This window comes from Chryseobacterium sp. S90, from assembly GCF_047444895.1.
Taxonomy (GTDB): domain Bacteria; phylum Bacteroidota; class Bacteroidia; order Flavobacteriales; family Weeksellaceae; genus Chryseobacterium.
This window is the reverse complement of sequence record NZ_JBLGCX010000001.1, coordinates 964,871-990,816: the sequence shown is the minus strand read 5'-3', so window position 1 is coordinate 990,816 and position 25,946 is coordinate 964,871. Positions and strand designations below refer to the sequence as shown.

Below are 25,946 nucleotides of genomic sequence, written 5' to 3'. Positions count from 1 at the left end.
GTAAAGAAATTATGGCAGAGCAATTTGAAAGATTTAATGATATGGAGTTTTTCGTTGACATGCAGCGATGTATAGGCTGTCACTCGTGTGAGATGGCTTGTGCAGAGTGCGAAACCAATGGAGAAACCTCAATGATTCATATTCATTATGTGGACAGAGCAGAAACGATTCAGACTACCGTTCAGGTATGTATGCACTGTGAAGACCCTATATGTGCCAATGTTTGTCCGGCAGATGCCATCACAAAAGATGAATACGGAATCGTTCACACTGCAGATACTTCCAAATGTATCGGTTGTGCCAACTGTGTTATCGGCTGCCCGTTCGGAGTTCCGCAAATTCCGGATCAGAGCGCAATGCTGATGATGAAATGCAACATGTGCTACGACAGAACCAGTACAGGGCTGAAGCCTATGTGTGCGACGGTTTGCCCGAGTGGAGCATTAACCTTTGATACCAGAGAAAACGTAGCTAAAAAAAGACCCAACAGTACACCGGTAAACCGCTTTATTTTCGGAAAAGAAATAGTGAACACAAAAGTAAATATAATGATGCCGAAAGGCAGTGAAGAATTAAAAGTCTTTTAAAACTAATTACAATGTCAGAAGATAATAAAAAAATACCCGCCTGGAAAGCAGATTTTCCGACTAAAAAGCGTGAAGCAGCCTACGTTTCCCGAAAAGAATTCATCAAATTGATTACCTTTTTCTCAGGGACTTTAGCTTTGGCCAATGTTGCAATTCCTGCATTCAATTTTTTTAAAGAAGAAAAGGAAATAGGGCAATATTTCGTTGGATTAACTACAGATCTCAATGTAGGTGGAATGCGGACATTTTATATCAATGAAGACCATAGAACACCTTATATGCTGATTCGTCTGGCAGAAGATAAATGGAAAGTCTTCGAGCAGAAATGCACCCACCTTTCCTGTTCCGTTTTATACAATCATAATGAAAAAGTCATAGAATGTCCTTGCCACCACGGCTTTTTCAATCCAGAGGATGGTTCTGTTATACAAGGACCTCCACCCAGACCACTCCCGCAGCTTACAGTTGTCATCAAAGAAGATAAAATATTCGTAACAGATTTCGTAAAACAAACCGCAGAATCTCACGGATAGATTCACCCCAAAATAAATAAAGATGTCAGTACGAAAGAAACCCATAAAAAAAGTAACCTTCAGAGTCAATGAAATGCTTGTAGCCATTATCAGTATTTATATTTTACTGGTAAGTCTGCAGATGTGGCTTCTGTTTGGAACCATCAATAAAGCTTTAGACAAAGAGCATCTGGACTTTTCAACCTATTCAGCCATTGCTTCAGTCATCATATTTCTATGTACAGTTTTCTTTTTAAGATACGTACCCGATATCCCGACAGGTCAAAATAAAAAACAGGAAGATGAGAATGACCATGCCTACTGATCTGCTTGATTCTTTTGGCAGAAAACATGATTATCTAAGACTTTCGATTACCGATAGCTGTAACTTCAGATGTCTGTACTGTATGCCGGATGAACCTTTTAAAAGTACACCATCCATTGAGTTGATGACAAGTGAGGAGATCTTTGAAATTGCAAAAATTTTTGTTGATGAATTTAACATCAATAAAATCCGGATTACAGGTGGAGAACCGTTGGTAAGAAATGATTTTGAAACAATTATCCGCCAGATTTCAACATTAGGGACAAGTATTGGAATAACAACCAATGGTGTTTTGCTTCACAAATATTTTGAATTATTTCAGGAATGTGGTGTTAAAAACCTCAATATCAGTATTGATTCTTTAGATCGGGATAAGTTCAAATATATTACCAAAAGAGATCTGTTTCAAAAAGTACGGGAGAATATCAAAGAAAGTATCAAAAGAGGATTTAATGTTAAGCTGAATGTGGTCATCATGCGGGGTTTCAATGAAGATGAAATTTCTGAATTCATTGCCTTATCACATCATTACCCGATTGAGCTGAGGTTTATAGAATTTATGCCCTTCAGCGGAAATTCATGGGAAAAGAAAAAAGTTATTCCCATTGCGGAGATGCTCAGTCTGATTTCTCAGCATTTCATGTATGAAAAAATAGAAGATCATAAAAATGATACTTCCAGAAAATATAGAGTCAATAAAGAAAGTAAAGGTGTTTTTGGTTTGATTTCTACCATGAGCAATTCATTTTGTGCAGGGTGTAACCGGATCAGAATAACTTCCGATGGAAAAATGAAAAACTGCCTTTTCGGTGCCGATGAGTTTGATTTACTTAAAGCTTTAAGAAATAAAAAAGAAATAACAGAACTCATGCAACTCAGTATGGTCAAAAAACACAAAGAAAAAGGCGGACAATTTTCTGAAATGGAAAGTGTCAGGAACCAATCAATGATTAACCGGAGTATGATCAAAATAGGTGGATAAAATTTTTTATCAACCGATAGGACAAAAAAGACATAACGAACTGCACTAAACTCAATAATTTATTAACAATGAGAGAATTAATTAAATGCATTGCTGTTGTAATGATAACATTCACAATGACGCAATGTACAAAATCGGAAACGGCTCAGGCTGAAAAACATGCAGAAACTTCACAAGCCACTTCTGAAAAAGAAAACCATAAGCACGATGATAAAGATGACTTGAAATATGTAAGCCGGGAAGTACAGGTAAAAGGAGATGTGGTCAATCCGCTTACCTTAACCGTAGATTCTTTGAAAAAAATGAATGTGAAGGAACTCAATGACTTCAAAATTGTCTGTCAGAGCGGTTTAACCAAAGACAGTATAGAATCTACAAAAGCTGTTCTTCTTACAGATATTTTAGATAAAGCAAAAATTGCACAAAAGGACCATAAAGACCGTAATTTTTACATTGTTGCCCGTGCCTCAGATGATTATAAGGCTACATTTTCATGGACAGAATTATTCAACAATCCGGCAGGGGAAAAAGTATATGTAGTTTTTGAACAAAACGGAGAACCACTCAAGAAAAAAGGGGAAATGATTGTGGTAAGCCTTTCCGATACTAAAACAGGCCCGCGTCACGTAAAATGGCTGAAAAACATAGAAGTGAAGAGAGTAAAATAATCAATTTGAAAAACTAGAAAACAAAAAGATGAACCATTTTATATCCGTTTCCGAAGCCAGAAAAATCATTCAGAATCAAATTTTCACAACAGAGAAAACGGAGCTTTCACTTTTAGAAGCACAAGGGTTTTATGCTGCGGAAGAAATACGGGCAACTTTAGATGTTCCCTCTTTCGATAATTCAGCAATGGATGGATATGGTTTCCGTTTTGAAGATCTGGCAGATTTTATAGAATTGAACGTAACCCAAATCATTCCCGCAGGAATTTCAAAAAATGACTTTGTTTTGGGCAGAGGAGAAGCCGTTCGCATTTTTACAGGCGCTAAAATTCCGGACGGTGTTGATACTGTAGTGATGCAGGAAAAGGTAGAACAGAATGAACATCTTATTCATTTTGATACTAATGAAATTCAAAAGGGTGAAAATATTCGTCTGAAAGCTTCACAGACACAGTCAGGAACTGTGATTGTTGAAAAAAACACATACATCAATCACGCACTGATCGGATTTCTGGCAGGATTTGGGATTGAAAAAGTTACGGTTTATCAGCATCTGAAAATAGGACTTGTTGTTACTGGAAATGAATTGGTTGAACTGGGAAATTCTTTGGCAGAAGGCGAAATTTACAATTCCAACAGATATACTCTGCAGGCGGCTTTAGCAGAAATCAATCATCAGTTTTCGTGTATAAAACATGCTGAAGATACAGAAGATGCGACATTCCATGCGATAAAAGAAGCTTTACATCATAATGATATTGTACTCATAACAGGGGGAATTTCTGTCGGGGATTATGACTATGTGAAACCTGCTCTGGAAAAACTGGACGTTAAAGAATTATTCTACAAGATCAGGCAAAAACCTGGAAAACCGCTGTTCTTCGGAAAACAAAATGAGAAATTTATTTTTGCATTACCCGGAAATCCGGCTTCTGTTTTTTCCTGTTACCATAAGTATGTGAAGCCATTCCTGCTTGGATGCTTCGGTCGTCAAAATTTTGAAGAAGAAATGGATTTTGCTATTTCAGAATCTTACGTAAGAAAAAAAAGCAATGAGCAGACTCAGTTTCTGAAGGCATCATATTCTAAAGGAAATGTTCGTATTCTCAGCGGTCAGGAATCCTATAAAATGAATTCGGCAGCTCAGGCCAATTGTCTGGTAGAGTTTTCTGAAACGGCCACCGAAATAAATATTGGTGAAAAAGTGAAAATATGGAAAATCTGAAAATCAAAGGCAGGATATGGATAGAAACTGGATCCGGTCTGAAGATCGGCATCGGAAGAGCCAGGCTATTAGAACATATTCATCAGTTGGGAAGTATAGCAGAAGCAGCAAAAGCACTGAAAATACCCTATCGGAAAGCCTGGGGAATTGTACGTGATATTAATTCTAATGCCTCCTGTGAAATTGTTACAAAAGAAGTGGGAGGAAAATCCGGAGGGCAAAGCCAGCTCACTGATTACGGAAAACTCATCGTTGAAAAATTCAAAACAGCAGAAGAGTCTTTTTTGAAATTCTCAAAGGAAACCATTTAAAATAATATGAAAGCAATTGTTTTAGCAGGCGGCCAAAGCTCCAGAATGGGTCAGGACAAGACCCTGATGAAGCTTGGTGAAAAAACTGTAATAGAATATGTAATAGATAATCTGTCACAGGTTTTTGATGAGGTCTATATTTCTGGTAATCATTTAAATTATCCTGATTCTAAAGAAATTATTATCTGTCTTATGGCTATCCGAAAGAAGGAAGATCATTCATAACTGCATTAAATTATCACTTTTAAAAATGAAATAATGACACTTAAAATATTTGGAAAACTTACAGACATCTTCAAGAATGTTCAATATGATTTAGACACGGAAAAAATCAATACTGTTTCTGATTTAAAAAAATTGTTGTATGAAAAATTTCCGGCTTTAAAAGAACTTACATTTTTAATTGTCATGAACGGGGTAAAGGCTGAAGACGAGCAATCCATTTCCGGTGATGCAGAAATCGCTTTGCTGCCGCCATATTCAGGAGGTTGATTTTAACAACTTGATAATCAGTAGGAATTAAAACCTTTGAATAAACAGTTGGCTAACCTTATATTGAAAATAAAAACTTCTTTGAGAATGGATTTAAAAAGATACAACCGACAAATGATACTTCCGGACTTCGGGATTACTGCACAGCAAAAACTCGCTGAATCTTCAGTTTTGGTTGTCGGTGCAGGAGGTTTGGGATGTCCAGTTCTTCAGATTCTGGTTTCTTCCGGAGTAGGAGCAATAGGAATCGTTGATTTTGATATTGTAGAGATGGATAATCTCCACAGGCAGTTTCTGTACGATGAACAGGATGTGGGAACACCAAAAGTCATTGCTGCAGTTGAACATTTGAATAAGATGAATACAGATACTGAGATTGCAGCATTTCAGGAAATGCTCACATCAGATAATGTATTTTCCATTATTCATAATTTCGATGTCATTGTAGACTGTACCGATAATTTTACAACCCGGTATTTACTCAATGATGCCTGCGCTCTGTTGAAAAAACCATTGGTCTATGCATCTATTTTCAGACATGAAGGCCAGATTTCTGTTTTCAATGTGGAAAAGGACAGTAAGGTAACCAATTATCGTGATCTTTTTCCGGTACCACCCAATCAGAATGAAGTCCCTGATTGTAACGAAGCAGGAGTTTTACCAGCGCATTCGGCTGTGATAGGTACTTTTCAGGCCAATGAAGTAATCAAGCTGTTAATTGGCTCAAAAGATGTGCTGATTCATAAACTGTTGTCTTTCAATACCAGAAATTACCAATCAATGATTGTTAATTTTAATCCATGCAAAGAAAAATCAGAACCTGAAACAATTGAACAATTTAAAAATTTCAACTACGAAGAATTCTGTAATATCAGGAAAGAAAATGACATTCGGTCAACTGCAGATTTACAGACATTTCTGAATCAGAAAAGCAGTATTCTGATTGATGTCCGGGAAACAGATGAGTTGCCGAGATTAAACTCATTCCAGGCTTTGGAAATTCCGTTAGCTTCTCTCGGACAAAATTTGAAAACATTAGAAAACTACGAGAATCTCTGCTTTATCTGTGCTTCAGGAAAAAGAAGCAGAAAAGCGCTAGAACTTACAAAATCCTATTTTCCGGAAAAAGAAATCAAACATTTTCCAGCCGGAGCAAAATCAATATTATCATGAAAAAAATAAAAAATATATTTATTGAAGGTCCTATCAGTCCCTCATTTGTTGCGGAAAGTATCGCTAAACATACCAATAAAACCAATATTGGCGGACATAGCATTTTTCTGGGACAGATTCGTGAAGACGTGATTAATGATAAAAAAATTCAATCCATGGAATTTACTGCTTATCAGAAAATGGCATTGGAAAAAGCCCATGATATCCGGGAAGAAATCATCTCAAAATATAAGCTGATATGTGCGCATATCTACCATTCATTAGGAAATATCGAGGTTGGAGAGATCTGTTTGTTTGTCTTTACTTCTGCTGAGCATAGAAAAGAAGCCATCAATGCCTGTGACGAAATGGTAGATCGAATTAAGAAAGAAATTCCTTTGTGGGGAAAAGAGATTTTAGAAGATCAATCCCATACCTGGAAAGAAAACAGATAAGCATAAAATAAGGATTCAACAACAAAATTAATTACAGGAATATGGTCAATATCACCCACAAATGCAGTACACTTAGAAAAGCTATCGCTGAAGCAGTAGTTAGCGTAAGTTCACAGGATACGATCGATGCAATTGTAAATCATAAAGTTCCGAAAGGAAATGTATTTGAAATGTCAAAAACTGCAGGATTATTTGCAGCCAAAAAAACAAGCGATGTTATTCCGGACTGCCATCCGCTTCCAATAGAATATACCTCAATTCAGTTTGAAATCAGGAATCTCGATATTCATGTCACCTCGGAAATTCATACCATTTACAAGACCGGAGTAGAAGTGGAGGCCATGCACTCTGCTTCTGTAGTTGCACTCACAATGTATGATATGCTGAAGCCAATTGATAAGAATATTGAAATCAAAAATATTAAACTGCTGGAGAAAAAAGGAGGAAAATCAGATCGTAAAGATTCTGGCGAAGGTATTGATGCATCCGTAATTGTTTGTTCAGATAGCATTTTTGCCGGAAAAAAAGAAGATAAAGCAGGAAAAGCAATTATTGCGGCTCTGGAAAAACATCATGTAGCTATTAATGATTATGTTGTTATTCCTGATGAAATCAAGGAAATTCAGGAAAAAATAAAATCAGATGTAGAGCAGGGAACCAGACTTATCATGATCACGGGAGGAACCGGACTGTCAAAACGGGATGTAACTCCTGAAGCTCTTCGTCCTCTCCTGGAACGGGAAATTCCCGGTGTTTCAGAAGCTATAAGAAGCTACGGACAGCTGCGAACCCCTTATTCAATGCTTTCCAGAAGTCTGGCGGGTATGATTGGTGATACCCTTGTCATTGCGCTTCCGGGCTCTACAAAAGGAGCAGAGGAATCAATGGACTCCATATTTCCCGGAATTCTTCATATCTATAAAATAGTGGCCGGAGCCCAACATTAAAAACGGAGCAAAATCAACACAATAAAATAATCTAAATATTTAAAAAATGAGCATCAATATCCAATCTGCGTTAGGAGAATATCTGTTTTTAGCCATGGGAGAATGTAACGGACATAAAGTCGTTATGGGAATTGGCTACACCTTTGAATATGCTGATAAAAAAGCAAAACAATTTGAGTCATCAAGTGGCGGAACTGTTAAATACATTGATATTTCTGTGATAAAAACCGGTGATAAAGAAAAATGTAAAACATTGGAAAAACTAAAGTAATTTTGTTTTGTAATGCTTTGATTGATCAGAAAACCTTATCTTTTTAATCAGATAATAATTTTACATCTTTCTTTTATGCAGTTAATGTTATGAATAAATGGACTCAGTTAAAATTTGTATTAAGTATATTTTTAATTTCATTTGTAATTTTCAGTTGCAAAAAAAAACAATCAGACAGTAAGAATAATCTTGGGAGTTCTGTAATTTCTGTTGCTGCGGCTGCCAATCTCAGAGATGTTTTAGAAGAATTTAAAGACGCCTATATAAAAGAGAACGCTGGCAGAAAAGTTGAAATTAGCTATGCATCTTCAGGATTGCTCGTTCAACAAATAATAAACGGAGCACCTTTCGATCTGTTTCTTTCAGCAGATTCTTCATTTCCTGAAAAGCTTAAAAGTAACAATAAAACTTTCGGTAATTCTTCAGTCTACACGTATGGAAGAATTGCTTTGTGGAGCTCAAATTTAGACGTTTCGGGAGGTTTGAAATTAGTATTAAATCCGAAGGTTAAAAAAATAGCCATTGCCAACCCAAAATTGGCTCCTTACGGAAAAAATGCTGTTGAAGCTTTAAAAAAATCCGGTTTATATACGATGATTGAACATAAAATTGTCTGGGCTGAAAACATTAATCAGGCAGCACAATTTGCCTCTTCCGGTAATGCTGATATTGCTTTTGTAGCACTTTCTAATGCGGTAGGCAAAGAAATGACGGGAAAAGGAAAATTTTATGAGCTTTCAGAACAGGAATCATCACCAATTCCGCAAAGCGGTATTGTTCTGAAAGGGAAAAAGACAACGGAAGCACAGCTTTTTTTCGATTTTATTAAGAGTGAAAAAGCAATAAAAATTTGGAAAAAATATGGCTATAAACCTGTAATTAAATTCTAATGCTGGACCAGGATTTTGTTTATACCTTACTTCTCACCGGAAAATTGGCACTCGTGACCACTACTATTCTGGTCATCATTGGAATCCCAGTGGCTTACTGGATTACCTATTCACGGTTTAAACTGAAATTTATCGTAGAAGCGCTCATTTGTATGCCTATGGTTTTGCCGCCAACGGTGATGGGGTATTACCTTTTGGTGGCTTTCAGTCCTGATAATGCTTTTGGACAATTTTTAGAGCAGTATTTTGATGTCCGGCTTGCTTTTTCATTTAACGGAATTGTTATTGCAAGTATTATCGCCAACTTACCTTTTATGATTCAGCCCCTTCAGAACGGTTTCTCTTCATTACCCGACGAGTTGAGGCAGGCTTCCTATACGATGGGTAAATCCAAAATCGTTACGCTGATTAAAGTTCTTCTTCCCAACATAAAAACTTCCGTTATTACCGGAATTGCTCTTACGTTTGCACATTGTATCGGCGAATTTGGTATTGTCATTATGGTGGGCGGAAACATTCCTAAAGAAACCAGAATTGCATCCGTTGCAATATATGACCAGGTTCAGTCTCTCAATTTTGAAGCCGCAAACCGATATGCATTTGTACTTTTTATTCTTTCATTTCTTACTTTAGTGCTGATTTATAGTATCAACCGTAAAGTTAATATGACAACATTCCGATGATTGAGATCAATATAAAACATCAGATTTTTACCTCCTCTGGAAATCAGTTTCTTGAGATTAATGAGCAATTTGAAAAAGGAAATATCATCCATGTTTCCGGAGATTCTGGAATTGGAAAAACTACTTTTTTTAAAATTATATCAGGATTAATAACTCCGGATTCCGGACTCATTACAGTAAATAATACGGTTTTAACTAATACAAAAGGCAAAACCTTTCTGCCACCTCAAAAACGCGATATTGCATTGATGTTTCAGCATTATGCTTTGTTTCCCAATATGACTGTAAAGAAAAATATTGAATTTGCGCAGAAAAAGAAGGATGAAGAGATTATTAATCATCTTTTGAAAATATTTAATCTGGAAAATCTGGAAAATACAGTTCCTTCCAAGCTTTCCGGTGGTCAGCAGCAAAGAGTTGCGTTGGCAAGAACATTGGTTCAGAATGCCAGGGTTGTCCTCTTAGACGAACCTTTTTCAGCTGTTGATTCTTCAATGAGGAAGATAATGAAAGAGGAGATTGTGAAAACTTCTATCAATCAGGCGTCAACCTTTTTTATCATCAGTCATAACGAAAATGAGTTTGAAGATTATGCTCATAAAAAAATGGTTATCAGATGATTTTTTTAAACTAATGAGCTTAACCGGGATACTCCATCATTTTCATTACACTTCCGAGATCTTTCAAATCTTTAATTTTATAATCGAAAATTATTTTTACTTTTTCTTTCACTACTACAGCCATATCATGAATAGGGCAGGGATTTTCGCTGCTGCAGGTTTTAAGACCTAAAAGACATGAAGTTAAAACTCCTTTTCTTTCAAGACTTTCGTATATATCCTGAATGGTTAGTCTTTCAAACTGCTCATCATTGAGATAAAATCCGCCCCCTTTTCCTCTTCCGGAAGAAATCAGTTGTTTCTTGGTAAGCTGCTGAAGAATTTTCGAGGTGAAATGAGTAGGCGTACCAATCTGTTCAGAGATATCAATTATTCCTATTTTTTTTCTCTCGGACGCCAGCACGATACAGGCTTTGATGGCGTATTGACATGTATATGAAAATATCAGCATTATTTTATCTAAATTATTTAAGCTAAGAATAATATCTAAAGTACAAAAATACAAAATCCTGCCTGAAATAAAGTAACTATAAAATAAAGTGAGGTTTAAGGTATTCTACTCATTGTAAGCTTTTTTATTGTGTGATTCTCTCATATTCACATTTCACAATACCTTTTTTCTAACAAATGTGAAATATTTTTATTAAAGATCATGATTATGATTTTTGACAGAAATCAGAAAAATAATTTTAAATAGGATGTTTTTGTCTTATTTAAAAAGTAATTTTGAAATTCAAAATATAGATTGATGATAGAAAATTCTTTAGCCTCTGCCCACAAAGTCCTTTTCCTGAATACTCTGGCATTCATAATCTGCTTTGCATGCTGGACAATGAATGGGGTATTGGTAACTTATCTGGTTGATAATGGTATTTTTAACTGGTCGGTAGTAGAAACAGGCTGGCTTCTGGGAATACCCATTCTTACCGGTTCTATCATGAGGCTGCCTTTAGGAATTCTAACGGATAAGTATGGGGGAAAACCTGTATTCGCAACATTACTGTTACTTTGCAGCATCCCTTTATTCTTACTTTATTTTGCGAATTCATACTGGATTTATTTTTTATTAAGTGCTTTATTCGGAATGATAGGTACCGGATTTGCCGTAGGAATCGCCTTTACTTCTGTATGGTACCCGAAAGAATGGCAGGGAAGAGCGTTGGGGATTTTCGGAATGGGAAATGCCGGCGCTGCCTTAACTACATTTTTTGCACCCGCTTTACTGAATTATCTGTCTGCAACTGATCCGGAAAACGGCTGGAGAATGCTTCCTGTCATCTACGGAATTATACTCATCCTGATTGGACTGATCTTTATATTCTTTGTTAAAAATAAAAAAGCTGAAGTACAGGATAAAACAATGTCAGAGCTTCTGGCTCCGCTTTCCAAGCTTAGAGTATGGAGATTCGGACTGTATTATTTTCTTGTTTTCGGATTGTTTGTAGCATTTTCTCAATGGCTGCTTCCTTATTATGTCAATGTTTATAAAACGTCATTGATTCTTGGAGGGCTTTTAAGCTCAGCTTTTAGTTTACCAAGCGGAGTTATAAGAGCTTTTGGAGGTTACTTGTCAGATAAATTCGGAGCAAGAAAAGTAATGAATTGGGTACTTTATTCTTCTCTTATTCTGAGCGGTTTTCTGATGCTTCCTAAAATGGAAATATTGACACCGGGTAAAGGAATCACCGCAAAGAAAACAGGAATAGTTACTGAGGTTTCAACCAATAAAATTGTATTAGAACAGGAAGTTCTGAATATCCAATCCAAACCCGAAATTCCTGAACATACATCAGTACTTCCCGAATCCTTTTCATGGCAGGAAGTTTTAGTGAAGCAAAACCAGCAGGTAAACAAAAAACAATTGTTGGCACAAGGTCACACACTTATCAAATTTGAAGCTCACATCTGGGTGTTTTCTGTTCTGGTTATTCTCCTTGGAATTATGTGGGGGATTGGTAAAGCAGCGGTTTATAAATACATCCCTGAATATTTCCCAAATGAAATAGGCGTCGTTGGCGGTATGGTCGGACTTATAGGAGGACTAGGAGGCTTTATCGGACCTATTCTTTTTGGGTATCTCCTTGATTTTTCGGGATTGTGGACCAGCTCGTGGATCTTTGTATTCATCATTTCAGCCATCTCTCTTTTCTGGATGAATCATGTTATCAAACATATGACGTACAAGGAGGCTCCTCATATCAAAGATAGAATTGAGCATTGATCATAATACAAAAATTTCTAATTTAATATCACTACAGATGAATAACTCAGAATGGTTATCCAACTATGATCCTTCAGACGAAGGGTTCTGGAACTCTACAGGAAAAAAAATTGCCTGGAAGACACTTACAATTACTACTACAGCATTACTTTTTTCTTTTGCTACATGGTTTTTATACAGTGTTATTGTCATTAAACTTCCACAGATTGGTTATCAATTTTCAGATGATCAGCTTTTCTGGCTTGCAGCAATGCCTGGCCTTGCCGGTGGTATATTAAGGATTGTAAATACCTTTCTCATTCCTATTTATGGCACCAAAAAAGTAATTTCCATAACCACTTTTATTAAAATCATACCTCTGCTCATGCTTGGGTTTGCAGTAATGAATCCGGATACTTCTTTCCAGTATTTCATGATTATCGGCTTTTTAATGGGAATTGGCGGTGGAGATTTTTCATCTTATATGCCTTCAACTTCTTTATTCTTTCCCAAAAAAGAAGCAGGAACCGCATTGGGAATTCAGGCTGGGATTGGAAATTTCGGAGTAAGCCTTGTACAGTTGCTCTCTCCACTCATCATGAGTTTGACAATATTCTCGTTCCTTGGAGGAGGTGAAACAATTGTCGCTACTGGTAAGAAAATTTATCTTGAGAATATTGCATTTATTTATGTTGTTCCCTTATTTATAACAGGTATCTGGGCTTGGTGTTCTTTAAAAAGTATTCCGGTGATGGCTACTTTCAGAGAACAGCTGGATATTTTCAAGGATAAACATACCCTGTACTGTACAATGACCTACATTATGACTTTTGGAATCTTTGCAGGTCTATCTGCCTCTTTTCCATTAATGATTAAAAACCTGTATGTTCCTTTAGATAAAGATCTGGATCCTTTGCAATATGCATTTTATGGTCCCCTTATTGGTTCTGCCACCAGAATTATTTTTGGTAAAGTGGCTGATAAAATAGGAGGTGCATTTCTTACACAGCTTACAGGATTATGCTTAATTCTTCTTTTCCTGGCTTTGATTTTTGGTGGATATCTGACACCTACCAGCAAAAATGATTTTAATGGATTTTTAGCAATTATTCTTTGTGTATTCTTTTTTACTGGAATTGGAAATGCCGCAACCTTTAAACAATATCCGGTCATTTTTTCAAATTCTCCCAGAAAAGCAGCTGGTGTGATAGGATGGACAGCTGCTGTGGCTGCTTTTGGTCCGTTTGTTTTCAACGTGCTGATCAGTCAGTCCCGAGCTATTTCCGGTGATGCCCGTTTATTTTTCTGGTTTCTTATCGCAGGCTGCGTGATGGCCACTTTTGTGAATTGGTATTTCTATACAAGAAAAGGCTGTGAAAGACCTTGCTAGATCTGTAGATAATTAAAAAAGCGCAATATAAATTGTTTAAAGATGTTAAAAAAAATAATAGCGGCTGGAGTTTTAGTTCTAGCTTTCAGCCATGCGAATGCACAAATGGATAGTTTAAAATTGAATTTTGATCTGAGAAGTAGAGGAGAACTGGATAATGGGGTAAAAACCTTAATTCCAAGAGGAAAATCTGCTGAAACTACAGTTCTCTCACGAGCCCGTTTCGGAATCGACTATTATTACAAAAGACTGGAAGTTTATATCAGTGCACAAGATGTAAGAACATGGGGAGAAACAACAACTACCGCCGGGAAAAATCAAAATTTTACCCTGAATGAGGCCTGGGCAAAATATCAGTTTTCAGACAAGTTCGCAATGAAACTTGGTAGACAGATTCTTTCTTATGATAACGAACGTTTAGTAGGTGCGCTTGATTGGGCAATGCAGGGAAGAAGCTTTGATGCTTTGAAAGCGGCTTACAAAATCAATTCGAATGCCAGAATTGAAGCTGTTGTAACGTATAATAATGACGATAATGACACCAATGACCTCCCTGAAAAAGAAATCTACAGCATTGCTGAAAGTGGTGAAATCACAAAATCTCTTCAAATTATCCATTACCAATACACGGGAAAAGATCATTTTCAATTTTCCGCTATTGCGATGAATAATGTGCTTCAGAATCCTTCAGGTACCCATTATGACATGATAACTTTTGGGGTGAATGCCAAAAAGTATTTCGAAAGGTTTGGCGTTTTTGGTTCTGCATATTATCAAACCGGGAAAAATACTCAGGCCCAAAGTAAATCTGCATACCAGTTTTCTGTCAATTCCGATTTTATAATTCATCCGAAGTTCAATCTCGTTGCCGGAACAGAATGGCTTTCAGGAGGGGATTATGATACTGAAGCCGGTAATAACAGGTCTTTTAGTCCTTTGTATGGTACCAACCATTTGTATAATGGTTATATGGATTATTTCTACCTTGGAAACAGTCATTTCAACAGCTTTGGATTGAATGATTATTATTTAAAATCAAACTTTAAGATCAGTTCCAATTCCCAGTTGCAAACCAATTTCCATGTATTTACTTCAAACGGAAAATTAGGATTTAATAACGCAGGAGAAAAATATTCATCCTATTTAGGAAGCGAATTAGACATGGTTTTTACCCATACATTCGGAAAAGTGATTACTGCAAATCTTGGACATTCATTTATGTTCGCAGGTGAAAGTATGAAGTTTGTTAAAAATGTTCCTGATCCTAAAAATTTACAGACATGGACCTGGTTAGGGATTAAGATTGCTCCTAATTTCAAATTAAAGTAAAGAATAAAAAGAGAAGAGTAGTGGTTATCATTACTCTTTCTGTTTTTAAGATACATGATTGTTTTGGGAATGGTTATACATTCTGAAGCAGAGTTCTATTTAGTTGTAAGAAAGCTATTATCTGAAGTAATTTTAAAGAAAACTATTTAATTTACTGACAACATTCTCCCAAAGCTTATCTTTCATATTTCTTTTAAAAAAACCAAAGTGGTCAATCTTTTTCAACCCTACTTCTGAAGGAACCAGTTTTGTAAAAGATATTTCTTCCTTACTTTTAATATGCTGCCAATAAGATTCAGTATTTTTCTCGCTTGATATTGTATCATCTACCGTCCAGTATAGATGAATAGGGAATGTATAATTCTTGAAATGACCTACAGGGACAGTCTTGCCATAGAATTTCGGATCGAAAAAGTAATCTTTCTTCTCTAGCCAGTTACGCCATTCAGATACAACATTTTTAGGGAGGTTTTCCATTAATCCAAAGGCTTTAGCTTTTACATATCCGGTCATTAAAACACTGACTGGAGCAAAAATGTAAAAATAAAAGTAAGCTTTCATTCTGTAAGAAAATGGCATATTGTGGTAATAGCCGGCTGATACTGCAAAATTAATCATTCCTTTTACATTATCCAGATTTTTCATAAATCCGATTTGTTGTCCTCCGGCACTGTGTCCCACAATCATAAATGGAAGATCAGGGAATTTTTTGTTCAGAAAATCTTTGATAGCAGGCATATCTTTTACTCCATAGTCTGAAAATGTGAATTCACATGTTTTTAAATTTTCAGAAGAAGAATCTCCACTTCCTCTGTAATCCCAAAGACAGCACAGAAAGCCATTTTCAGCGAGATAGGTGAGGAAAGATAAATAAATTTCTTTTTTTGTTCCGGTGCCGCAATTAAATTGAATGACTGCTTTAGGGGCATCCGGGGTGAAAAGGATTCCTTTAAGTTTTACACCGTCTTCACATATTGTTTCAAAGCTTTCTGTCTTCATATTTTAATTAGACTTTAAAAAATTAATGATACGTTCTATTACAAACGGTTCCTTCAATATCCTGAAGTGACCTGTATTTTCAAGTTCTTCAAGATTGCCGTTGATCCAATTTTCATTTACAATTCTTGCCTGCCGTATAGGAATAATTTTATCTTCTTTATCATGCAGTATCAAAGCTTCTTTTACATGGATTTCTTTTACAAACTTACTGACACAAATTTTAGTGACTTCTGTATGTAATTCTGCTTCTAATTTTCGGATAAGGATCTGTTTTGTTTTTTCATTAATTCCCACTTGAGAAGAAATGGAATTTATGCGCTCCAGAAATGTATCAGGAGTAGTCATCAGAATATATTTATCAATCTCGAAATGAGGAATCCTGCTGAGCGCATAGGTTGTGATCATAGACCCAAACGAGTGGCTGATAATTTTTTTAATGCGGTATTGTTGCAGTATAAAAATAATAAGATCACTGAACTCTAAAAGGTTGGTTTGCTTTTTTGTGCTAAAACCATGTGAAGGTCCGTCGAATGCTAACACATAATAATTCTGCTCAACAAGACTTTCAATAATATCTGCGAAATTACCGGAATGTCCTTCCCATCCGTGTATAAGTAAAATAGGATCATTATTGGGTTCTCCCCATTGATAAAACTGGATATTGAACTTTCTGAATAGTATTTTCTCTTTATATGCTTTATCCAGAATATCTATTTCATGAATATTACTTTTTTTTAGTTTTGGATTTGTTAATGTTTTATAAGCAAAATAAGCCATTGTATTAGGGAATAATCGTGAGCTTATGTTGATGATTTTTTTCATACAATAATTTTTAAAAGTAGTATGAGTAGATGCTTACATGACATATAATTCATTTCTTACTTTCTCTGTTAAATTTAGTGAATACCTGAATTCATTTGTAATATTTAACTATGTAAGACTAGGCTTCTGTGATAGAAACCTGGTCTTGGAAAATGCTTTATTAAAACATTGGGTGTGGATTTGCTGAAGTTTGCGGTACATTTTCATGGACATCCCAATGCTCCATTATTTTTCCGTCATGCATTCTAAAAATATCCATTGTAGATTTCAACGAACCATCCTTGTTTTTATTTTTAATATGAACGAAAACAAAATCTCCTTCTGCTGCAACATGTTGAACGTCAACTTTTACTTTTTCAGCACCTTTGAACCATATTTCTGCCGCTTTTTTAAACGCATCTGCACCGTCAGCTACCCTTGGATTGTGTTGAATATAATTTTTGTCCACATACCGATCAACTGCAGATATATCTTTATCTCCAAACATCTGCTGATAAAAGCTCAATACAATCTCTTTATTTTTTTGTGCTTGTATAATATCAGTACAATCAATTTTTGTTTGGGTATTTTGCGCAAAGCATGGGACTGAAGATAAAATTATTCCACTTAGAATTATTTTATTGATACTTTTTCTCATAAATTTTATAACTAATTTGTTTGAACTGTAATATTATTGATTTGAATGTTATTTTTAAATTGGAATTATATTATTTCTCAATTAAATCTAATTGAGAATCAATTTTTGAAATCAGATATCACTAAGTCTTATTTTTTTAGAAGTTACAGTTTTATTATTATGCCAGTGAGTACCAAATAAAGTGATCCTAAGAATATAAATGAAGGATTATAAAAATGAGTACAAACTTAACAATCATGCCTTTTGTTAGTATTAAAAATCATTGTCATTATTTGTTGAAATTTGTCATTTTCTATCAATAATAGAGTTTTGTTCTATTTTATAAAAATAAGAGAATGATATACTTAAAGATATACCATTCTCACCTTCTAAATAAAAAACAGGATGAATTTGTTAATGATATGAAATTTTATTTTTTCTCTTTAAAATGCGCAATCCCGGATATTTCTACAGAAGCATTTGCGGGTAGATCTGCAACAGCAATACATGTTCTGGTTGGAAACCTGGTTTTAAAATAACTACCATATACTTCATTTAATCTGCTGTAGTTTTTCATGTCTTTTAAATATATGATGGTACTTATAAGATCGTCGAATGTCAGATTGTAAATTTCAAGCTGAATTTTAAGATTTTCCATCACCTGTTTCACTTCCGATTCAAAAGTTGAATCAGAAAGTTGAGATGTAGCAGGATTGATTCCAACCTGTCCGGATATAAAAACCATTTCGCCTACTTTTAACGAGGGTGTATAAGGAACTTTGTTTGCCATATTGTTTTGTGCTTTGATTATTAAATTGCTTGCTATTAATAAGAAAAACGGAATGAATTTTAACATTTTTGTTCAGTTTTTAAATGAAATAAGAGGATTAAACCTTCTCAAGTTGTACCAATTCATTAAATAATTCCTCTGTATAAACCATATTGTATCCTGCCTCTCTGGCAAATAAAATAGGTTTTTCATAGATGTATTGTAATTCCATTGGCCGTCCAAAATCATAATCCAGTTTCATACTTGGCGCATAAGGGATCATTTTTTGTGTAAAAGCAATCATTTCCTGATCAAAATTTTCGGGTAATAAAACATCACAGGCTTTTGCCGCTTCTATAACTTCTTTCATTATTATTTTACACCGCTTCAGGTCTTTAGGATCATCAAGTATCTGATTTGTTGTTTTGTCCAGTACCACTGATAAACCGTTAAAAGTCATATTCCATACAAGCTTTTTCCAACGGAGTTTTTTTAAAGACTGATGAGATGATGGGACACCTGAACTTATTAATTGTCCAGAAAAATTATCCAATAGAGAAGGTTGCTGAAGATTATAACTTCCTAGGTCAAGGTTTCCGTAATCTTGATGAATCACCGTCCCTTTTTGAGTTTTATGGCTGGATATAAGGGCTGCACCACCTGCAAGCTGTAAAGAAGGTAATTGAGCAGACAAGTCTTCCTCCATTCCCAAACCATTTTGCACCAGAATTACAATGCTGTCATTATCCACAATATCAGCGAGTATCTTAGGGAGTACTTCATTGTTCTGAGTAGTTTTTAATGCCACGATTACGACATCAGATTTTGGCATTTCCTTAGTGCTTTTGTAAGCGTTTACAGAGGGAAGAATAATATCTTTATGCGCATTTGAATAAAGCTTCAACCCATTGGATTTCACATATTCGTAATCACTGCGAAGGAGAAAATCAACATGGTGTCCTGCGTTTGCCAGCATAATTCCGTAATAACTTCCTACAGCCCCTGTTCCAATAATGGAGATTTTCATATTTTTATAAGTATTTGTTATCCGATCCGGATAATAGTGTTTTAAATAAAAATTTCACCTTTCAGATATAATGCTGCTCTTCCAGCAATTTCAATTCTCTTGTTCAATAACTTACAATAAAGCTCACCACTACGTTGAGACGGTTGAAAAGCATAAAGTTCATTTTTATTAAGCTGAGCTGCCCAATAAGGTGTTAATGTAGTGTGTGCAGATCCGCATACAGGATCTTCGTTTACCCCTACGGCGGGAGCAAAAAAACGTGAAACAAAATCATATTTCTTGCTTTTTGCTGTTACGATAATTCCCCTTGCATGTAGAGCAGCTATTCCTGGGAGATTGGGTTTCATTGTACTGATATCTTCTTCATTTTCAAATATCAGCATATAATCAGTTTTTCCTTTATATGCAGCAATAGGGGTTTTGTCTGTGGTAGATAAAAGTTCATGAGTTAAGAAAACTTCGGAGAATTCATCTTCCGGGAAATTCAATGTAAAAAGGCCATTTTCTATTCCCACTGATAAGAGTCCGCTTCGGGGAGAATGAAATTCAATCTGATCACGTTGATAATTTTCATAATAATAAAGAACAAATGCTGTTGCAAGAGTTGCATGCCCGCAAAGGTCTACTTCTGTATTGGGAGTAAACCAGCGTATTTCTACATTGTTTTCTTTAATTACATAGAAAGCAGTTTCTGAGAGATTATTTTCTGCAGCAATTTTTAATAATATTTCATCAGTTAACCAACTGGTGAGTGGGCAGACCGCAGCCGGATTTCCTTTAAATACTTCATTTGTAAAAGCGTCTACTTGATATATTTTCATTTTCAAAATTTTTGTATTGCCGGTAAAATTATTAAAGTCTGATTATTCAAAGCAGATACAGGTATTGTGTTTTAACAGGATACAGGTGCTATTGATTTTATTTACCTTAAAATCTTTCTATTTTCCTGTGAGAAAAAAGCCGTTTTTACAAGCTGTAAAAACGACTCCAATTTTTTTTCATTTTTGAGTTTTTAGAATACATATTTGCTCTTTCTAAAAAATTTTAGTCCATGTTGTGTGTTTTTTCCCGGACTATTAAATCATGTGTTTATTAATGAGGGTGACTTTAAACTCCCTGTGCAAATATATTGGGATATTTTTACTTATGTTTAGTTTGTCTGATGTCAATATTTGTTGAAATTTTCTGTTTGTTGACGTTTGAGTTGGGTGTTGATAAAATAACTAATATTCAATAGATACATACTTTTATTTTTTTTTGGAATTTTTTATGAGTTGATTTTTCTTTAGAATTGGGTTTATATGATTTAAAGGTTTAAAATATAGCAATGAAGAGGCTGTATGCAATGAGAAAATGCAGTTTGACAAATTTTGACAAATCTTGGCAAACATCAACAAATGGTTTTTTTTTCAGATAAATGAATTGATAATAATTTTGCTGTCATAAAGATAACAGATATGAAAAAAATTATTATCAGCATTTTAATGTGCTATGGATTCAGCTTAAATGCACAAACCGGAAGGGTAGGGATTAATACTTCAAATCCTGACCCTTCTGCAGTTTTAGAAATAAATTCTTCTAATAAAGGATTATTAATTCCCAGAGTGTCTTTGCAAAGTTTAAGTGATGGGATTACAGTTCCATCCCCGGCAAATGGATTGTTCGTTTATAATACTAATAGTAATTTATCAAGCGGATTAGGTCTCTATGTGAATTCTGGTACTGCAGCAGCTCCTAGCTGGCAGACTTTCCTTCCATATAGTGTCAATTATGTATTGGATAATGCTTATTCGACAACTGCAACAAATACTGTACAATATACTGTTCCCGCTTCTCCTTCTAGTAATACCATTAACAATATAGATCTAGCATTAGGATTAACCGTCACAGTTCCTGCAATGAGTACGGTTCAGATAGTAGTTACTTATTCAACACCAATGGGGTTTTTAAAGCCCAATATTTCTGATACTTTTGGAGGATATATGGGGGTACGTTTCTTAAGAAACGGAACTGAAGCTATGGGTGGGTCCCGAAAATATTCTATAGATCAGATCCCGTCCAATACTAGTTATATAATGACCAGTGTTGGTGCCACGTTTGTTGAAACAGTGACTAACAATACTACCTCAACAGGGTCTGTAACTTACAGTTTAAATGGGTATATAGAAAAAGTCCAAGGGAATAATGCTGAAAACTTTTTATTCAATATGTTCTCTGCAACAGGACTTAATTATAATTGGGGTCGAGGAACTATGTCTGCTCAGGTTTTCAGAAAACCACTTTAATGAATAAATTATAAGAGTAATACGGGGTATTCTATGGATTACTTAAAGAATATACATATAGGAGAGCTAATAGAAATAAAATGGAAATCAACGGGTATTTCCATAGAGAGAACCTGTAATTTTTTTAAAGCTACCGAACCTGAGATACAAAAAGTATTCAAGCAGAATACTATGAATTCTGAATGTTTATTGAAATGGAGCAAACTGCTTGAATATGATTTTTTCAGGCTCTATTCACAGCATTTGATGCTTTACTCCCCGCCAACTTATAGCGGTAGAGATATTAGTAAGACAAAAAAAGGAAATAATTCTGATTTTCCTGTCTTCAGAAAAAATCTGTATACCCAGGAAATTATTTTGTTTATACTTGAGCAGGTGAGGTTAGGAGAAAAGACTAAAAATCAGATTATGGAAGACTATAGAATTCCTAAAACAACATTATATAAATGGCTGGAGAAATACAAGGAGAAGATATAAGCATAAAAGGTCCTGACTACAGACGGATTTTTCAGGATATCATTGATAAAAAATTTCCTGAGAAAAAAGAATGGTATTCAGAAATATTGCAAAAAGAAGACTTATATATGCTTGATGTTTTGAGAATCAATAATTCCATCTTCAATACTCAGGATGAAAAGATGGAGATTTACAATCAGAAACTCCGTTCTTATGATGAACATTCAGTTTTATATATGTTAGATTATCAGAGAAAGAATAATCTGACAAATACTCAGTTAGCTAATCATTTCAGACTAAGCAGAAATACAGTTGCTAAATGGAAAAAACATTTTACATTATGAAATTCATAATGTAAAATGTTCATTTGTTTGCTAATTGCTCTTGTTTTTCATTAGAGTGATTGCTTGAAATAGGTTTTTTTGACATTTTTTGATAAGATAAAATGTCTTTTTTATATTTTTCGTAATTGTTATTATAACGAATTTTGTACCCTTGAATTTACATAAATGATGAAAAAAGAAATAATTCCAGAGAGGGAAGCAAAAAAAAATTGTATTAAAAATAGGCAATTAAAAATGGTAATTAATTTTTGTCGTCTGTAATTTTATGGATGCACATAAATTATGTTCTGTTATAAATATCAGAACTGTTCTATTATTGTTATTTATTCTGTTCAGTACTGCCTTTTATTCACAAGATAAAGCAAGACGAAGAAGTATAGATAGTCTCGGTAATATAATTAAAGACAAGAATGTATATGCAGATAAAGGAAGCAAGGAAATTCTGAGATTATGTACAGAAATTTATTACCAGTCTAAAGAAATCAATTATAATAAAGGCATGCTTCAGGCTATTTTGAAGATGTCTGAAGTATATATGAATGAACGGAATTATGAGCTGTCTTTAAAGAAAATTTCAGAAGGTAAAGTATTATCAGGTAAAGAAAATGATAATGTTGCTTTATCTAGCTTCCTACTTGGTGAAGGAATGATTTATAGTGAAATGGGTTACACAAAAAAATCCCGTTATGCCCTTCAACAGAGTTTAGAACTTGCTGATAAATTGCCGAGCCAGGATTTACATGTAAAGAAGGCGGCTGTTTACAGGAGTATGGCTAGAAATATCAGGCAGGAAGGAAATGTGAACCATTATGATTCTATACTCATATATCTTAATAAGGGGTACTCGGAATCAAAAAAAATGAATTATAATTTCTCTTACAAACCCCTTTATTTATCTTCATTTGCAATGGACATGGCTAAAGAGTATTTTCGGACTGATAAAATTTCAGAATCTGAAAAATACCTTAATGATTTTCAAATTTATATGAAAAATGAAAGAGACAGGTCAGAGTTTATTTATTATTATTTACTTAAAGGCAATATAGAAAATAAAAAGAAAAACTATAACACAGCTCTTGAATACTTTGATCAATCTAGACAGATTGTTAATGAATATAAGATTTATACAAATGCTTTAGAAGATATTTATTCAGGACAGGCGGAAGCTTATCGGATGCTGCAGGATTATAAGAATGAAGCTGTGTATTCAACAAAGGCAAAGAAAATAACGGACAGCATATCTTCTTCTGAGAAAAAAATATTAAATACTATTGTTGCAAACGGAGATACGGTGAAATGTCAGAAAGAGAATTTAAATTATAGTTATTGGTTATTTATTCTACCTTGTTTATTAGGGGTTGGAGGAACAGCATATATTTTTTTTAGAAAAAGTAGGGATGAAGAGGAAAATGAGTATATAAGAAATGCTGAAAATGAATTGCCAGTTGAAGAATATAATATTTCCTTTGAAGAAGCTATCTCTCCCCAAGAAAAAGAAAGGCAGGAACTGGAAATTGAGGATTTAAAAGAACTTATCGAACTTGTTCATAATAATGACAAATCCTTTCATTTGAAATTTCATGAGCATTTCCCATTATTCAATCAACAGCTTTTAACCATAAATTCTCAACTAAGCCATTCCGACCTTGAATATTGTGCACTCATAAAATTGAAATTCGATACCAAGGAAATCGCCAAATATAAGAATGTTTCCACAAGCTCAGTATTCAGTAAAAAATATAGAATCCGGAAGAAACTGGATATCAGTACAAATGCGAATATTTATACCTGGATGTTTAATATTGGGTAGTTCATATACATATTCAAGAAATTAAAAATATGCAATTCTGTTGTTTTATAGTTTAGAAGATATAAAATCATTTATAAGGATTATTTTTATTGATAATGTACTTTTCATTCGCAGTGTAAGCCTGGAATTTCCAGGCTTTTTATCTATATTTACTATTTTCAGATAGATTTTCAGACAACGTCTGACGTAAATAAATCATCAGGAAACAATAATTTTAATAATATTATTGTTGATGTACTAGCTTTGAATTGACTTTAATTTTTACTTTGTTCAATCCGATGAATATTAGGGATTTAGTGTTAAATTTGTTATTAATAAATTAAATGTTCAATGTCTAGAAAATCCAGGGCTGCATCGTCTGATCTTATTTCTTATTTCACTTTTGAAGAGCTGCTTCAGCAAGTGGGGTTTGATTTAAGGGTTAAAGGATTTATTGTTATGAACAGTAGTAAAAACGATCATACTATTAAACTCAATATGCCTTATCGGGCCGATTATTACTGTATGATACTGGTTAGAAAAGGAAGTATTGGATTTACGATGAAGGATCAGCAGTATGAAATTGCTGCCGGAGATATGATCTTTTGTCCGAAAGGAGAAACTTTCTGGATGGATCATCTTTCTGCAGATTATAATGCCAAGTATATATTCTTTTCTTTCGATTTTATTTCTGAATCAGGATTTAATTCAATTGATGTTCTTAAAATATTCACTTCAGATCCGGCAATATTTATTAAGAATGAACCCGATTTATTCAGGAAGGTTGTATTTCATCTTGAACAACTTGAAAATCTGAATAATGCTGAAAAGAATAATTATTATTTCAAGGAAATGATCTGGCATTATTTTTCACTGATTATCTATGAGATTGATAATCACTTAAAAAAAACTGAAAAAATTAAAAGTATTAGCGATAGAGAAGATGAAATTACGACTGATTTTTTTGTTTTAGTTCGCAAGCACTTTAAAGAGCAGCATAATGTACAGTTTTATGCAGATCAGCTGTATATCAGCCGGAAATATCTTACAAGCATTATTAATAAAACCCTACGCAAATCGCCTAAAGAAATTATTGATCAGGTTTTGATATTGGAGGCAAGACTTTTGCTTAAAAATTCAAATTCTAATATTACTGAGGTTGCTTTACAGCTTAAGTTTCCGGATCAGGCTACTTTCAGTAAATTTTTTAAACGACATACCCGAAAATCTCCACAGGAATATAAAAAAGGAGATTTATATTAAAATAAATGTATTTAAAATCTATATTAGAGGAGATTTCTAAAAATGGATTACTCAAATTGAGCAATCCATTTTTTATAATATTTGAAGTTTAAATGATATGCTCCGTAATAGAGCATCAAATTTTTGTATCTGATATTGTAAAGGTTAGCAGGATTTGGTTTATAAAATCGCTGGAAAGTCTTGTAAATAAAGAAAAAGTTTCTATCTTTGCAGTCCTTTAAACAAAGGGATTTACTTGAAAAAGTAAGTGGCCGACTCGGTAGCTCAGCTGGTAGAGCAATACACTTTTAATGTATGGGTCCTGGGTTCGAATCCCAGCCGGGTCACTTAAGGAGACAACTGTTAAAGTTTGTCTCCTTTTTTTTGTTCCTGCATGTTGTTGTATTTCAATGCATTAATTTTGAAATGTTTATAGTTGGATTTTTAAGCTATATTCTTTAAAAGCCTGAACAAAATTTTCTAAAAAAATGCTTTTTGTTTTATCCCGTGAGGTTTTTCAAAAGTTCGATTTCTCACTAAGGTTTTGAAACTTTCTTT

Annotated in this window: 31 protein-coding genes and 1 tRNA gene; 25 read left to right on the top strand and 7 right to left on the bottom strand. The window is 34.4% G+C overall.

Annotation, left to right across the window (positions count from 1 at the left end; all coding sequences use genetic code 11):
- Positions 1-11: 11 nt before the first annotated feature.
- The 16 genes from ACLMCG_RS04610 to ACLMCG_RS04535 all read left to right on the top strand — a co-directional run bounded on the left by ACLMCG_RS04610 (position 12) and on the right by ACLMCG_RS04535 (position 10,120).
- Positions 12-587 (top strand): 4Fe-4S dicluster domain-containing protein, encoded by a 576-nt coding sequence (locus tag ACLMCG_RS04610; protein WP_149832750.1) that lies wholly within the window; start codon positions 12-14, stop codon positions 585-587.
- An 11-nt stretch (positions 588-598) separates the two neighbouring features.
- Positions 599-1,120 carry a ubiquinol-cytochrome c reductase iron-sulfur subunit gene (locus ACLMCG_RS04605; RefSeq protein ID WP_223599092.1) on the top strand — a complete coding sequence of 174 codons (522 nt, stop codon included), beginning with the start codon at positions 599-601 and terminating at the stop codon, positions 1,118-1,120.
- Between the two features lie 22 nt (positions 1,121-1,142).
- Positions 1,143-1,424 (top strand): DUF6755 family protein, encoded by a 282-nt coding sequence (locus tag ACLMCG_RS04600; RefSeq protein ID WP_223599091.1) that lies wholly within the window; start codon positions 1,143-1,145, stop codon positions 1,422-1,424.
- Complete coding sequence (gene moaA, locus ACLMCG_RS04595; protein ID WP_413958970.1) at positions 1,402-2,406, top strand: GTP 3',8-cyclase MoaA; 1,005 nt, start codon at positions 1,402-1,404, stop codon at positions 2,404-2,406. The genes ACLMCG_RS04600 and moaA overlap by 23 nt, the downstream gene beginning before the upstream one ends.
- 68 nt (positions 2,407-2,474) lie before the next feature.
- On the top strand, positions 2,475-3,074 hold the full coding sequence (locus ACLMCG_RS04590; RefSeq protein WP_413958969.1) for a molybdopterin-dependent oxidoreductase: 600 nt from the start codon (positions 2,475-2,477) through the stop codon (positions 3,072-3,074).
- 28 nt (positions 3,075-3,102) lie between these two features.
- Positions 3,103-4,299, top strand: coding sequence for a molybdopterin molybdotransferase MoeA (locus tag ACLMCG_RS04585; RefSeq protein ID WP_413958968.1), 1,197 nt, complete (start codon positions 3,103-3,105; stop codon positions 4,297-4,299).
- A complete protein-coding gene (locus tag ACLMCG_RS04580; protein ID WP_223599087.1) occupies positions 4,287-4,610 on the top strand; it encodes a winged helix-turn-helix domain-containing protein in 324 nt (107 codons plus the stop codon). Before ACLMCG_RS04585 ends, ACLMCG_RS04580 begins: the two co-directional genes overlap by 13 nt.
- Positions 4,611-4,616: 6 nt before the next feature.
- The gene (locus ACLMCG_RS04575) at positions 4,617-4,835 is read left to right on the top strand and encodes a molybdenum cofactor guanylyltransferase (RefSeq protein WP_413958967.1); all 219 of its coding nucleotides are present in this window, start codon (positions 4,617-4,619) and stop codon (positions 4,833-4,835) included.
- 33 nt (positions 4,836-4,868) lie between these two features.
- Entirely contained in the window at positions 4,869-5,102 is a 234-nt protein-coding gene (locus ACLMCG_RS04570; RefSeq protein ID WP_413958966.1) for a MoaD/ThiS family protein, read from the top strand.
- Positions 5,103-5,189: 87 nt separating this feature from the next.
- The gene (locus ACLMCG_RS04565) at positions 5,190-6,275 is read left to right on the top strand and encodes a ThiF family adenylyltransferase (RefSeq protein WP_413958965.1); all 1,086 of its coding nucleotides are present in this window, start codon (positions 5,190-5,192) and stop codon (positions 6,273-6,275) included.
- Positions 6,272-6,709, top strand: a complete 438-nt coding sequence (locus ACLMCG_RS04560) for a molybdenum cofactor biosynthesis protein MoaE (protein ID WP_413958964.1) — start codon at positions 6,272-6,274, stop codon at positions 6,707-6,709. The genes ACLMCG_RS04565 and ACLMCG_RS04560 overlap by 4 nt, the downstream gene beginning before the upstream one ends.
- A 41-nt stretch (positions 6,710-6,750) precedes the next feature.
- Complete coding sequence (moaCB, locus tag ACLMCG_RS04555) at positions 6,751-7,656, top strand: bifunctional molybdenum cofactor biosynthesis protein MoaC/MoaB (protein WP_413958963.1); 906 nt, start codon at positions 6,751-6,753, stop codon at positions 7,654-7,656.
- Between the two features lie 46 nt (positions 7,657-7,702).
- Positions 7,703-7,927: a hypothetical protein gene (locus ACLMCG_RS04550; RefSeq protein WP_223599081.1), complete on the top strand. Its 225-nt coding sequence runs from the start codon at positions 7,703-7,705 to the stop codon at positions 7,925-7,927.
- Between the two features lie 89 nt (positions 7,928-8,016).
- The gene (modA, locus tag ACLMCG_RS04545; RefSeq protein ID WP_413958962.1) at positions 8,017-8,817 is read left to right on the top strand and encodes a molybdate ABC transporter substrate-binding protein; all 801 of its coding nucleotides are present in this window, start codon (positions 8,017-8,019) and stop codon (positions 8,815-8,817) included.
- Complete coding sequence (modB, locus tag ACLMCG_RS04540; RefSeq protein ID WP_413958961.1) at positions 8,817-9,500, top strand: molybdate ABC transporter permease subunit; 684 nt, start codon at positions 8,817-8,819, stop codon at positions 9,498-9,500. The genes modA and modB overlap by 1 nt, the downstream gene beginning before the upstream one ends.
- Positions 9,497-10,120 carry an ATP-binding cassette domain-containing protein gene (locus tag ACLMCG_RS04535; protein WP_413958960.1) on the top strand — a complete coding sequence of 208 codons (624 nt, stop codon included), beginning with the start codon at positions 9,497-9,499 and terminating at the stop codon, positions 10,118-10,120. The genes modB and ACLMCG_RS04535 overlap by 4 nt, the downstream gene beginning before the upstream one ends.
- A 19-nt stretch (positions 10,121-10,139) precedes the next feature.
- Here the strand turns inward: ACLMCG_RS04535 and ACLMCG_RS04530 are convergent, their stop codons facing one another.
- Positions 10,140-10,571 (bottom strand): RrF2 family transcriptional regulator, encoded by a 432-nt coding sequence (locus ACLMCG_RS04530; RefSeq protein WP_413958959.1) that lies wholly within the window; start codon positions 10,569-10,571, stop codon positions 10,140-10,142.
- A 297-nt stretch (positions 10,572-10,868) separates the two neighbouring features.
- On the opposite strand from ACLMCG_RS04530, the gene ACLMCG_RS04525 reads away from it, so the two are divergent.
- The 3 genes from ACLMCG_RS04525 to ACLMCG_RS04515 are packed head-to-tail and all read left to right on the top strand — an operon-like array spanning position 10,869 to position 15,039.
- On the top strand, positions 10,869-12,341 hold the full coding sequence (locus tag ACLMCG_RS04525; RefSeq protein ID WP_413958958.1) for an MFS transporter: 1,473 nt from the start codon (positions 10,869-10,871) through the stop codon (positions 12,339-12,341).
- A gap of 37 nt (positions 12,342-12,378) precedes the next feature.
- A complete protein-coding gene (locus ACLMCG_RS04520; protein ID WP_223599075.1) occupies positions 12,379-13,710 on the top strand; it encodes an MFS transporter in 1,332 nt (443 codons plus the stop codon).
- A gap of 42 nt (positions 13,711-13,752) precedes the next feature.
- Complete coding sequence (locus tag ACLMCG_RS04515; RefSeq protein ID WP_413958957.1) at positions 13,753-15,039, top strand: alginate export family protein; 1,287 nt, start codon at positions 13,753-13,755, stop codon at positions 15,037-15,039.
- A gap of 132 nt (positions 15,040-15,171) precedes the next feature.
- Here ACLMCG_RS04515 and ACLMCG_RS04510 read toward each other — a convergent pair whose 3' ends face one another.
- From ACLMCG_RS04510 to ACLMCG_RS04485, 6 genes are all read right to left on the bottom strand, one after another.
- Entirely contained in the window at positions 15,172-16,038 is an 867-nt protein-coding gene (locus ACLMCG_RS04510; RefSeq protein ID WP_413958956.1) for an alpha/beta fold hydrolase, read from the bottom strand.
- Between the two features lie 3 nt (positions 16,039-16,041).
- Entirely contained in the window at positions 16,042-16,860 is an 819-nt protein-coding gene (locus tag ACLMCG_RS04505) for an alpha/beta hydrolase (protein ID WP_413958955.1), read from the bottom strand.
- Between the two features lie 160 nt (positions 16,861-17,020).
- Positions 17,021-17,497: an ester cyclase gene (locus ACLMCG_RS04500; protein WP_413958954.1), complete on the bottom strand. Its 477-nt coding sequence runs from the start codon at positions 17,495-17,497 to the stop codon at positions 17,021-17,023.
- Positions 17,498-17,906: 409 nt separating this feature from the next.
- Positions 17,907-18,332: a Rid family detoxifying hydrolase gene (locus tag ACLMCG_RS04495; protein ID WP_413958953.1), complete on the bottom strand. Its 426-nt coding sequence runs from the start codon at positions 18,330-18,332 to the stop codon at positions 17,907-17,909.
- Positions 18,333-18,363: 31 nt separating this feature from the next.
- Positions 18,364-19,272, bottom strand: a complete 909-nt coding sequence (locus tag ACLMCG_RS04490; RefSeq protein ID WP_413958952.1) for a 2-dehydropantoate 2-reductase — start codon at positions 19,270-19,272, stop codon at positions 18,364-18,366.
- Positions 19,273-19,313: 41 nt separating this feature from the next.
- Positions 19,314-20,093, bottom strand: coding sequence for a PhzF family phenazine biosynthesis protein (locus tag ACLMCG_RS04485; protein WP_413958951.1), 780 nt, complete (start codon positions 20,091-20,093; stop codon positions 19,314-19,316).
- 636 nt (positions 20,094-20,729) lie between these two features.
- Between ACLMCG_RS04485 and ACLMCG_RS04480 the strand changes: the two genes are divergently transcribed.
- From ACLMCG_RS04480 to ACLMCG_RS04455, 6 genes are all read left to right on the top strand, one after another.
- Positions 20,730-21,557 (top strand): hypothetical protein, encoded by an 828-nt coding sequence (locus ACLMCG_RS04480; RefSeq protein WP_413958950.1) that lies wholly within the window; start codon positions 20,730-20,732, stop codon positions 21,555-21,557.
- A gap of 33 nt (positions 21,558-21,590) precedes the next feature.
- Positions 21,591-22,034: a transposase gene (locus tag ACLMCG_RS04475; RefSeq protein WP_223599066.1), complete on the top strand. Its 444-nt coding sequence runs from the start codon at positions 21,591-21,593 to the stop codon at positions 22,032-22,034.
- Complete coding sequence (locus ACLMCG_RS04470) at positions 22,004-22,357, top strand: helix-turn-helix domain-containing protein (protein ID WP_223599065.1); 354 nt, start codon at positions 22,004-22,006, stop codon at positions 22,355-22,357. The genes ACLMCG_RS04475 and ACLMCG_RS04470 overlap by 31 nt, the downstream gene beginning before the upstream one ends.
- Before the next feature lie 265 nt (positions 22,358-22,622).
- Positions 22,623-24,167 carry a hypothetical protein gene (locus ACLMCG_RS04465; protein ID WP_413958949.1) on the top strand — a complete coding sequence of 515 codons (1,545 nt, stop codon included), beginning with the start codon at positions 22,623-22,625 and terminating at the stop codon, positions 24,165-24,167.
- Between the two features lie 330 nt (positions 24,168-24,497).
- Positions 24,498-25,409, top strand: a complete 912-nt coding sequence (locus ACLMCG_RS04460) for a helix-turn-helix domain-containing protein (protein ID WP_413958948.1) — start codon at positions 24,498-24,500, stop codon at positions 25,407-25,409.
- A gap of 253 nt (positions 25,410-25,662) precedes the next feature.
- Positions 25,663-25,735: transfer RNA gene (locus ACLMCG_RS04455), tRNA-Lys, on the top strand.
- Positions 25,736-25,946: the final 211 nt, after the last annotated feature.

Coding starts and splice junctions, on each gene's coding strand:
- ACLMCG_RS04610 (WP_149832750.1), top strand. CDS start 12: ATGGCAGAGCAATTTGAAAGATTTAATGATATGGAGTTTTTCGTTGAC.
- ACLMCG_RS04605 (WP_223599092.1), top strand. CDS start 599: ATGTCAGAAGATAATAAAAAAATACCCGCCTGGAAAGCAGATTTTCCG.
- ACLMCG_RS04600 (WP_223599091.1), top strand. CDS start 1,143: ATGTCAGTACGAAAGAAACCCATAAAAAAAGTAACCTTCAGAGTCAAT.
- moaA (WP_413958970.1), top strand. CDS start 1,402: ATGAGAATGACCATGCCTACTGATCTGCTTGATTCTTTTGGCAGAAAA.
- ACLMCG_RS04590 (WP_413958969.1), top strand. CDS start 2,475: ATGAGAGAATTAATTAAATGCATTGCTGTTGTAATGATAACATTCACA.
- ACLMCG_RS04585 (WP_413958968.1), top strand. CDS start 3,103: ATGAACCATTTTATATCCGTTTCCGAAGCCAGAAAAATCATTCAGAAT.
- ACLMCG_RS04580 (WP_223599087.1), top strand. CDS start 4,287: ATGGAAAATCTGAAAATCAAAGGCAGGATATGGATAGAAACTGGATCC.
- ACLMCG_RS04575 (WP_413958967.1), top strand. CDS start 4,617: ATGAAAGCAATTGTTTTAGCAGGCGGCCAAAGCTCCAGAATGGGTCAG.
- ACLMCG_RS04570 (WP_413958966.1), top strand. CDS start 4,869: ATGACACTTAAAATATTTGGAAAACTTACAGACATCTTCAAGAATGTT.
- ACLMCG_RS04565 (WP_413958965.1), top strand. CDS start 5,190: ATGGATTTAAAAAGATACAACCGACAAATGATACTTCCGGACTTCGGG.
- ACLMCG_RS04560 (WP_413958964.1), top strand. CDS start 6,272: ATGAAAAAAATAAAAAATATATTTATTGAAGGTCCTATCAGTCCCTCA.
- moaCB (WP_413958963.1), top strand. CDS start 6,751: ATGGTCAATATCACCCACAAATGCAGTACACTTAGAAAAGCTATCGCT.
- ACLMCG_RS04550 (WP_223599081.1), top strand. CDS start 7,703: ATGAGCATCAATATCCAATCTGCGTTAGGAGAATATCTGTTTTTAGCC.
- modA (WP_413958962.1), top strand. CDS start 8,017: ATGAATAAATGGACTCAGTTAAAATTTGTATTAAGTATATTTTTAATT.
- modB (WP_413958961.1), top strand. CDS start 8,817: ATGCTGGACCAGGATTTTGTTTATACCTTACTTCTCACCGGAAAATTG.
- ACLMCG_RS04535 (WP_413958960.1), top strand. CDS start 9,497: ATGATTGAGATCAATATAAAACATCAGATTTTTACCTCCTCTGGAAAT.
- ACLMCG_RS04530 (WP_413958959.1), bottom strand. CDS start 10,571: ATGCTGATATTTTCATATACATGTCAATACGCCATCAAAGCCTGTATC.
- ACLMCG_RS04525 (WP_413958958.1), top strand. CDS start 10,869: ATGATAGAAAATTCTTTAGCCTCTGCCCACAAAGTCCTTTTCCTGAAT.
- ACLMCG_RS04520 (WP_223599075.1), top strand. CDS start 12,379: ATGAATAACTCAGAATGGTTATCCAACTATGATCCTTCAGACGAAGGG.
- ACLMCG_RS04515 (WP_413958957.1), top strand. CDS start 13,753: ATGTTAAAAAAAATAATAGCGGCTGGAGTTTTAGTTCTAGCTTTCAGC.
- ACLMCG_RS04510 (WP_413958956.1), bottom strand. CDS start 16,038: ATGAAGACAGAAAGCTTTGAAACAATATGTGAAGACGGTGTAAAACTT.
- ACLMCG_RS04505 (WP_413958955.1), bottom strand. CDS start 16,860: ATGAAAAAAATCATCAACATAAGCTCACGATTATTCCCTAATACAATG.
- ACLMCG_RS04500 (WP_413958954.1), bottom strand. CDS start 17,497: ATGAGAAAAAGTATCAATAAAATAATTCTAAGTGGAATAATTTTATCT.
- ACLMCG_RS04495 (WP_413958953.1), bottom strand. CDS start 18,332: ATGTTAAAATTCATTCCGTTTTTCTTATTAATAGCAAGCAATTTAATA.
- ACLMCG_RS04490 (WP_413958952.1), bottom strand. CDS start 19,272: ATGAAAATCTCCATTATTGGAACAGGGGCTGTAGGAAGTTATTACGGA.
- ACLMCG_RS04485 (WP_413958951.1), bottom strand. CDS start 20,093: ATGAAAATATATCAAGTAGACGCTTTTACAAATGAAGTATTTAAAGGA.
- ACLMCG_RS04480 (WP_413958950.1), top strand. CDS start 20,730: ATGAAAAAAATTATTATCAGCATTTTAATGTGCTATGGATTCAGCTTA.
- ACLMCG_RS04475 (WP_223599066.1), top strand. CDS start 21,591: ATGGATTACTTAAAGAATATACATATAGGAGAGCTAATAGAAATAAAA.
- ACLMCG_RS04470 (WP_223599065.1), top strand. CDS start 22,004: ATGGCTGGAGAAATACAAGGAGAAGATATAAGCATAAAAGGTCCTGAC.
- ACLMCG_RS04465 (WP_413958949.1), top strand. CDS start 22,623: ATGGATGCACATAAATTATGTTCTGTTATAAATATCAGAACTGTTCTA.
- ACLMCG_RS04460 (WP_413958948.1), top strand. CDS start 24,498: ATGTCTAGAAAATCCAGGGCTGCATCGTCTGATCTTATTTCTTATTTC.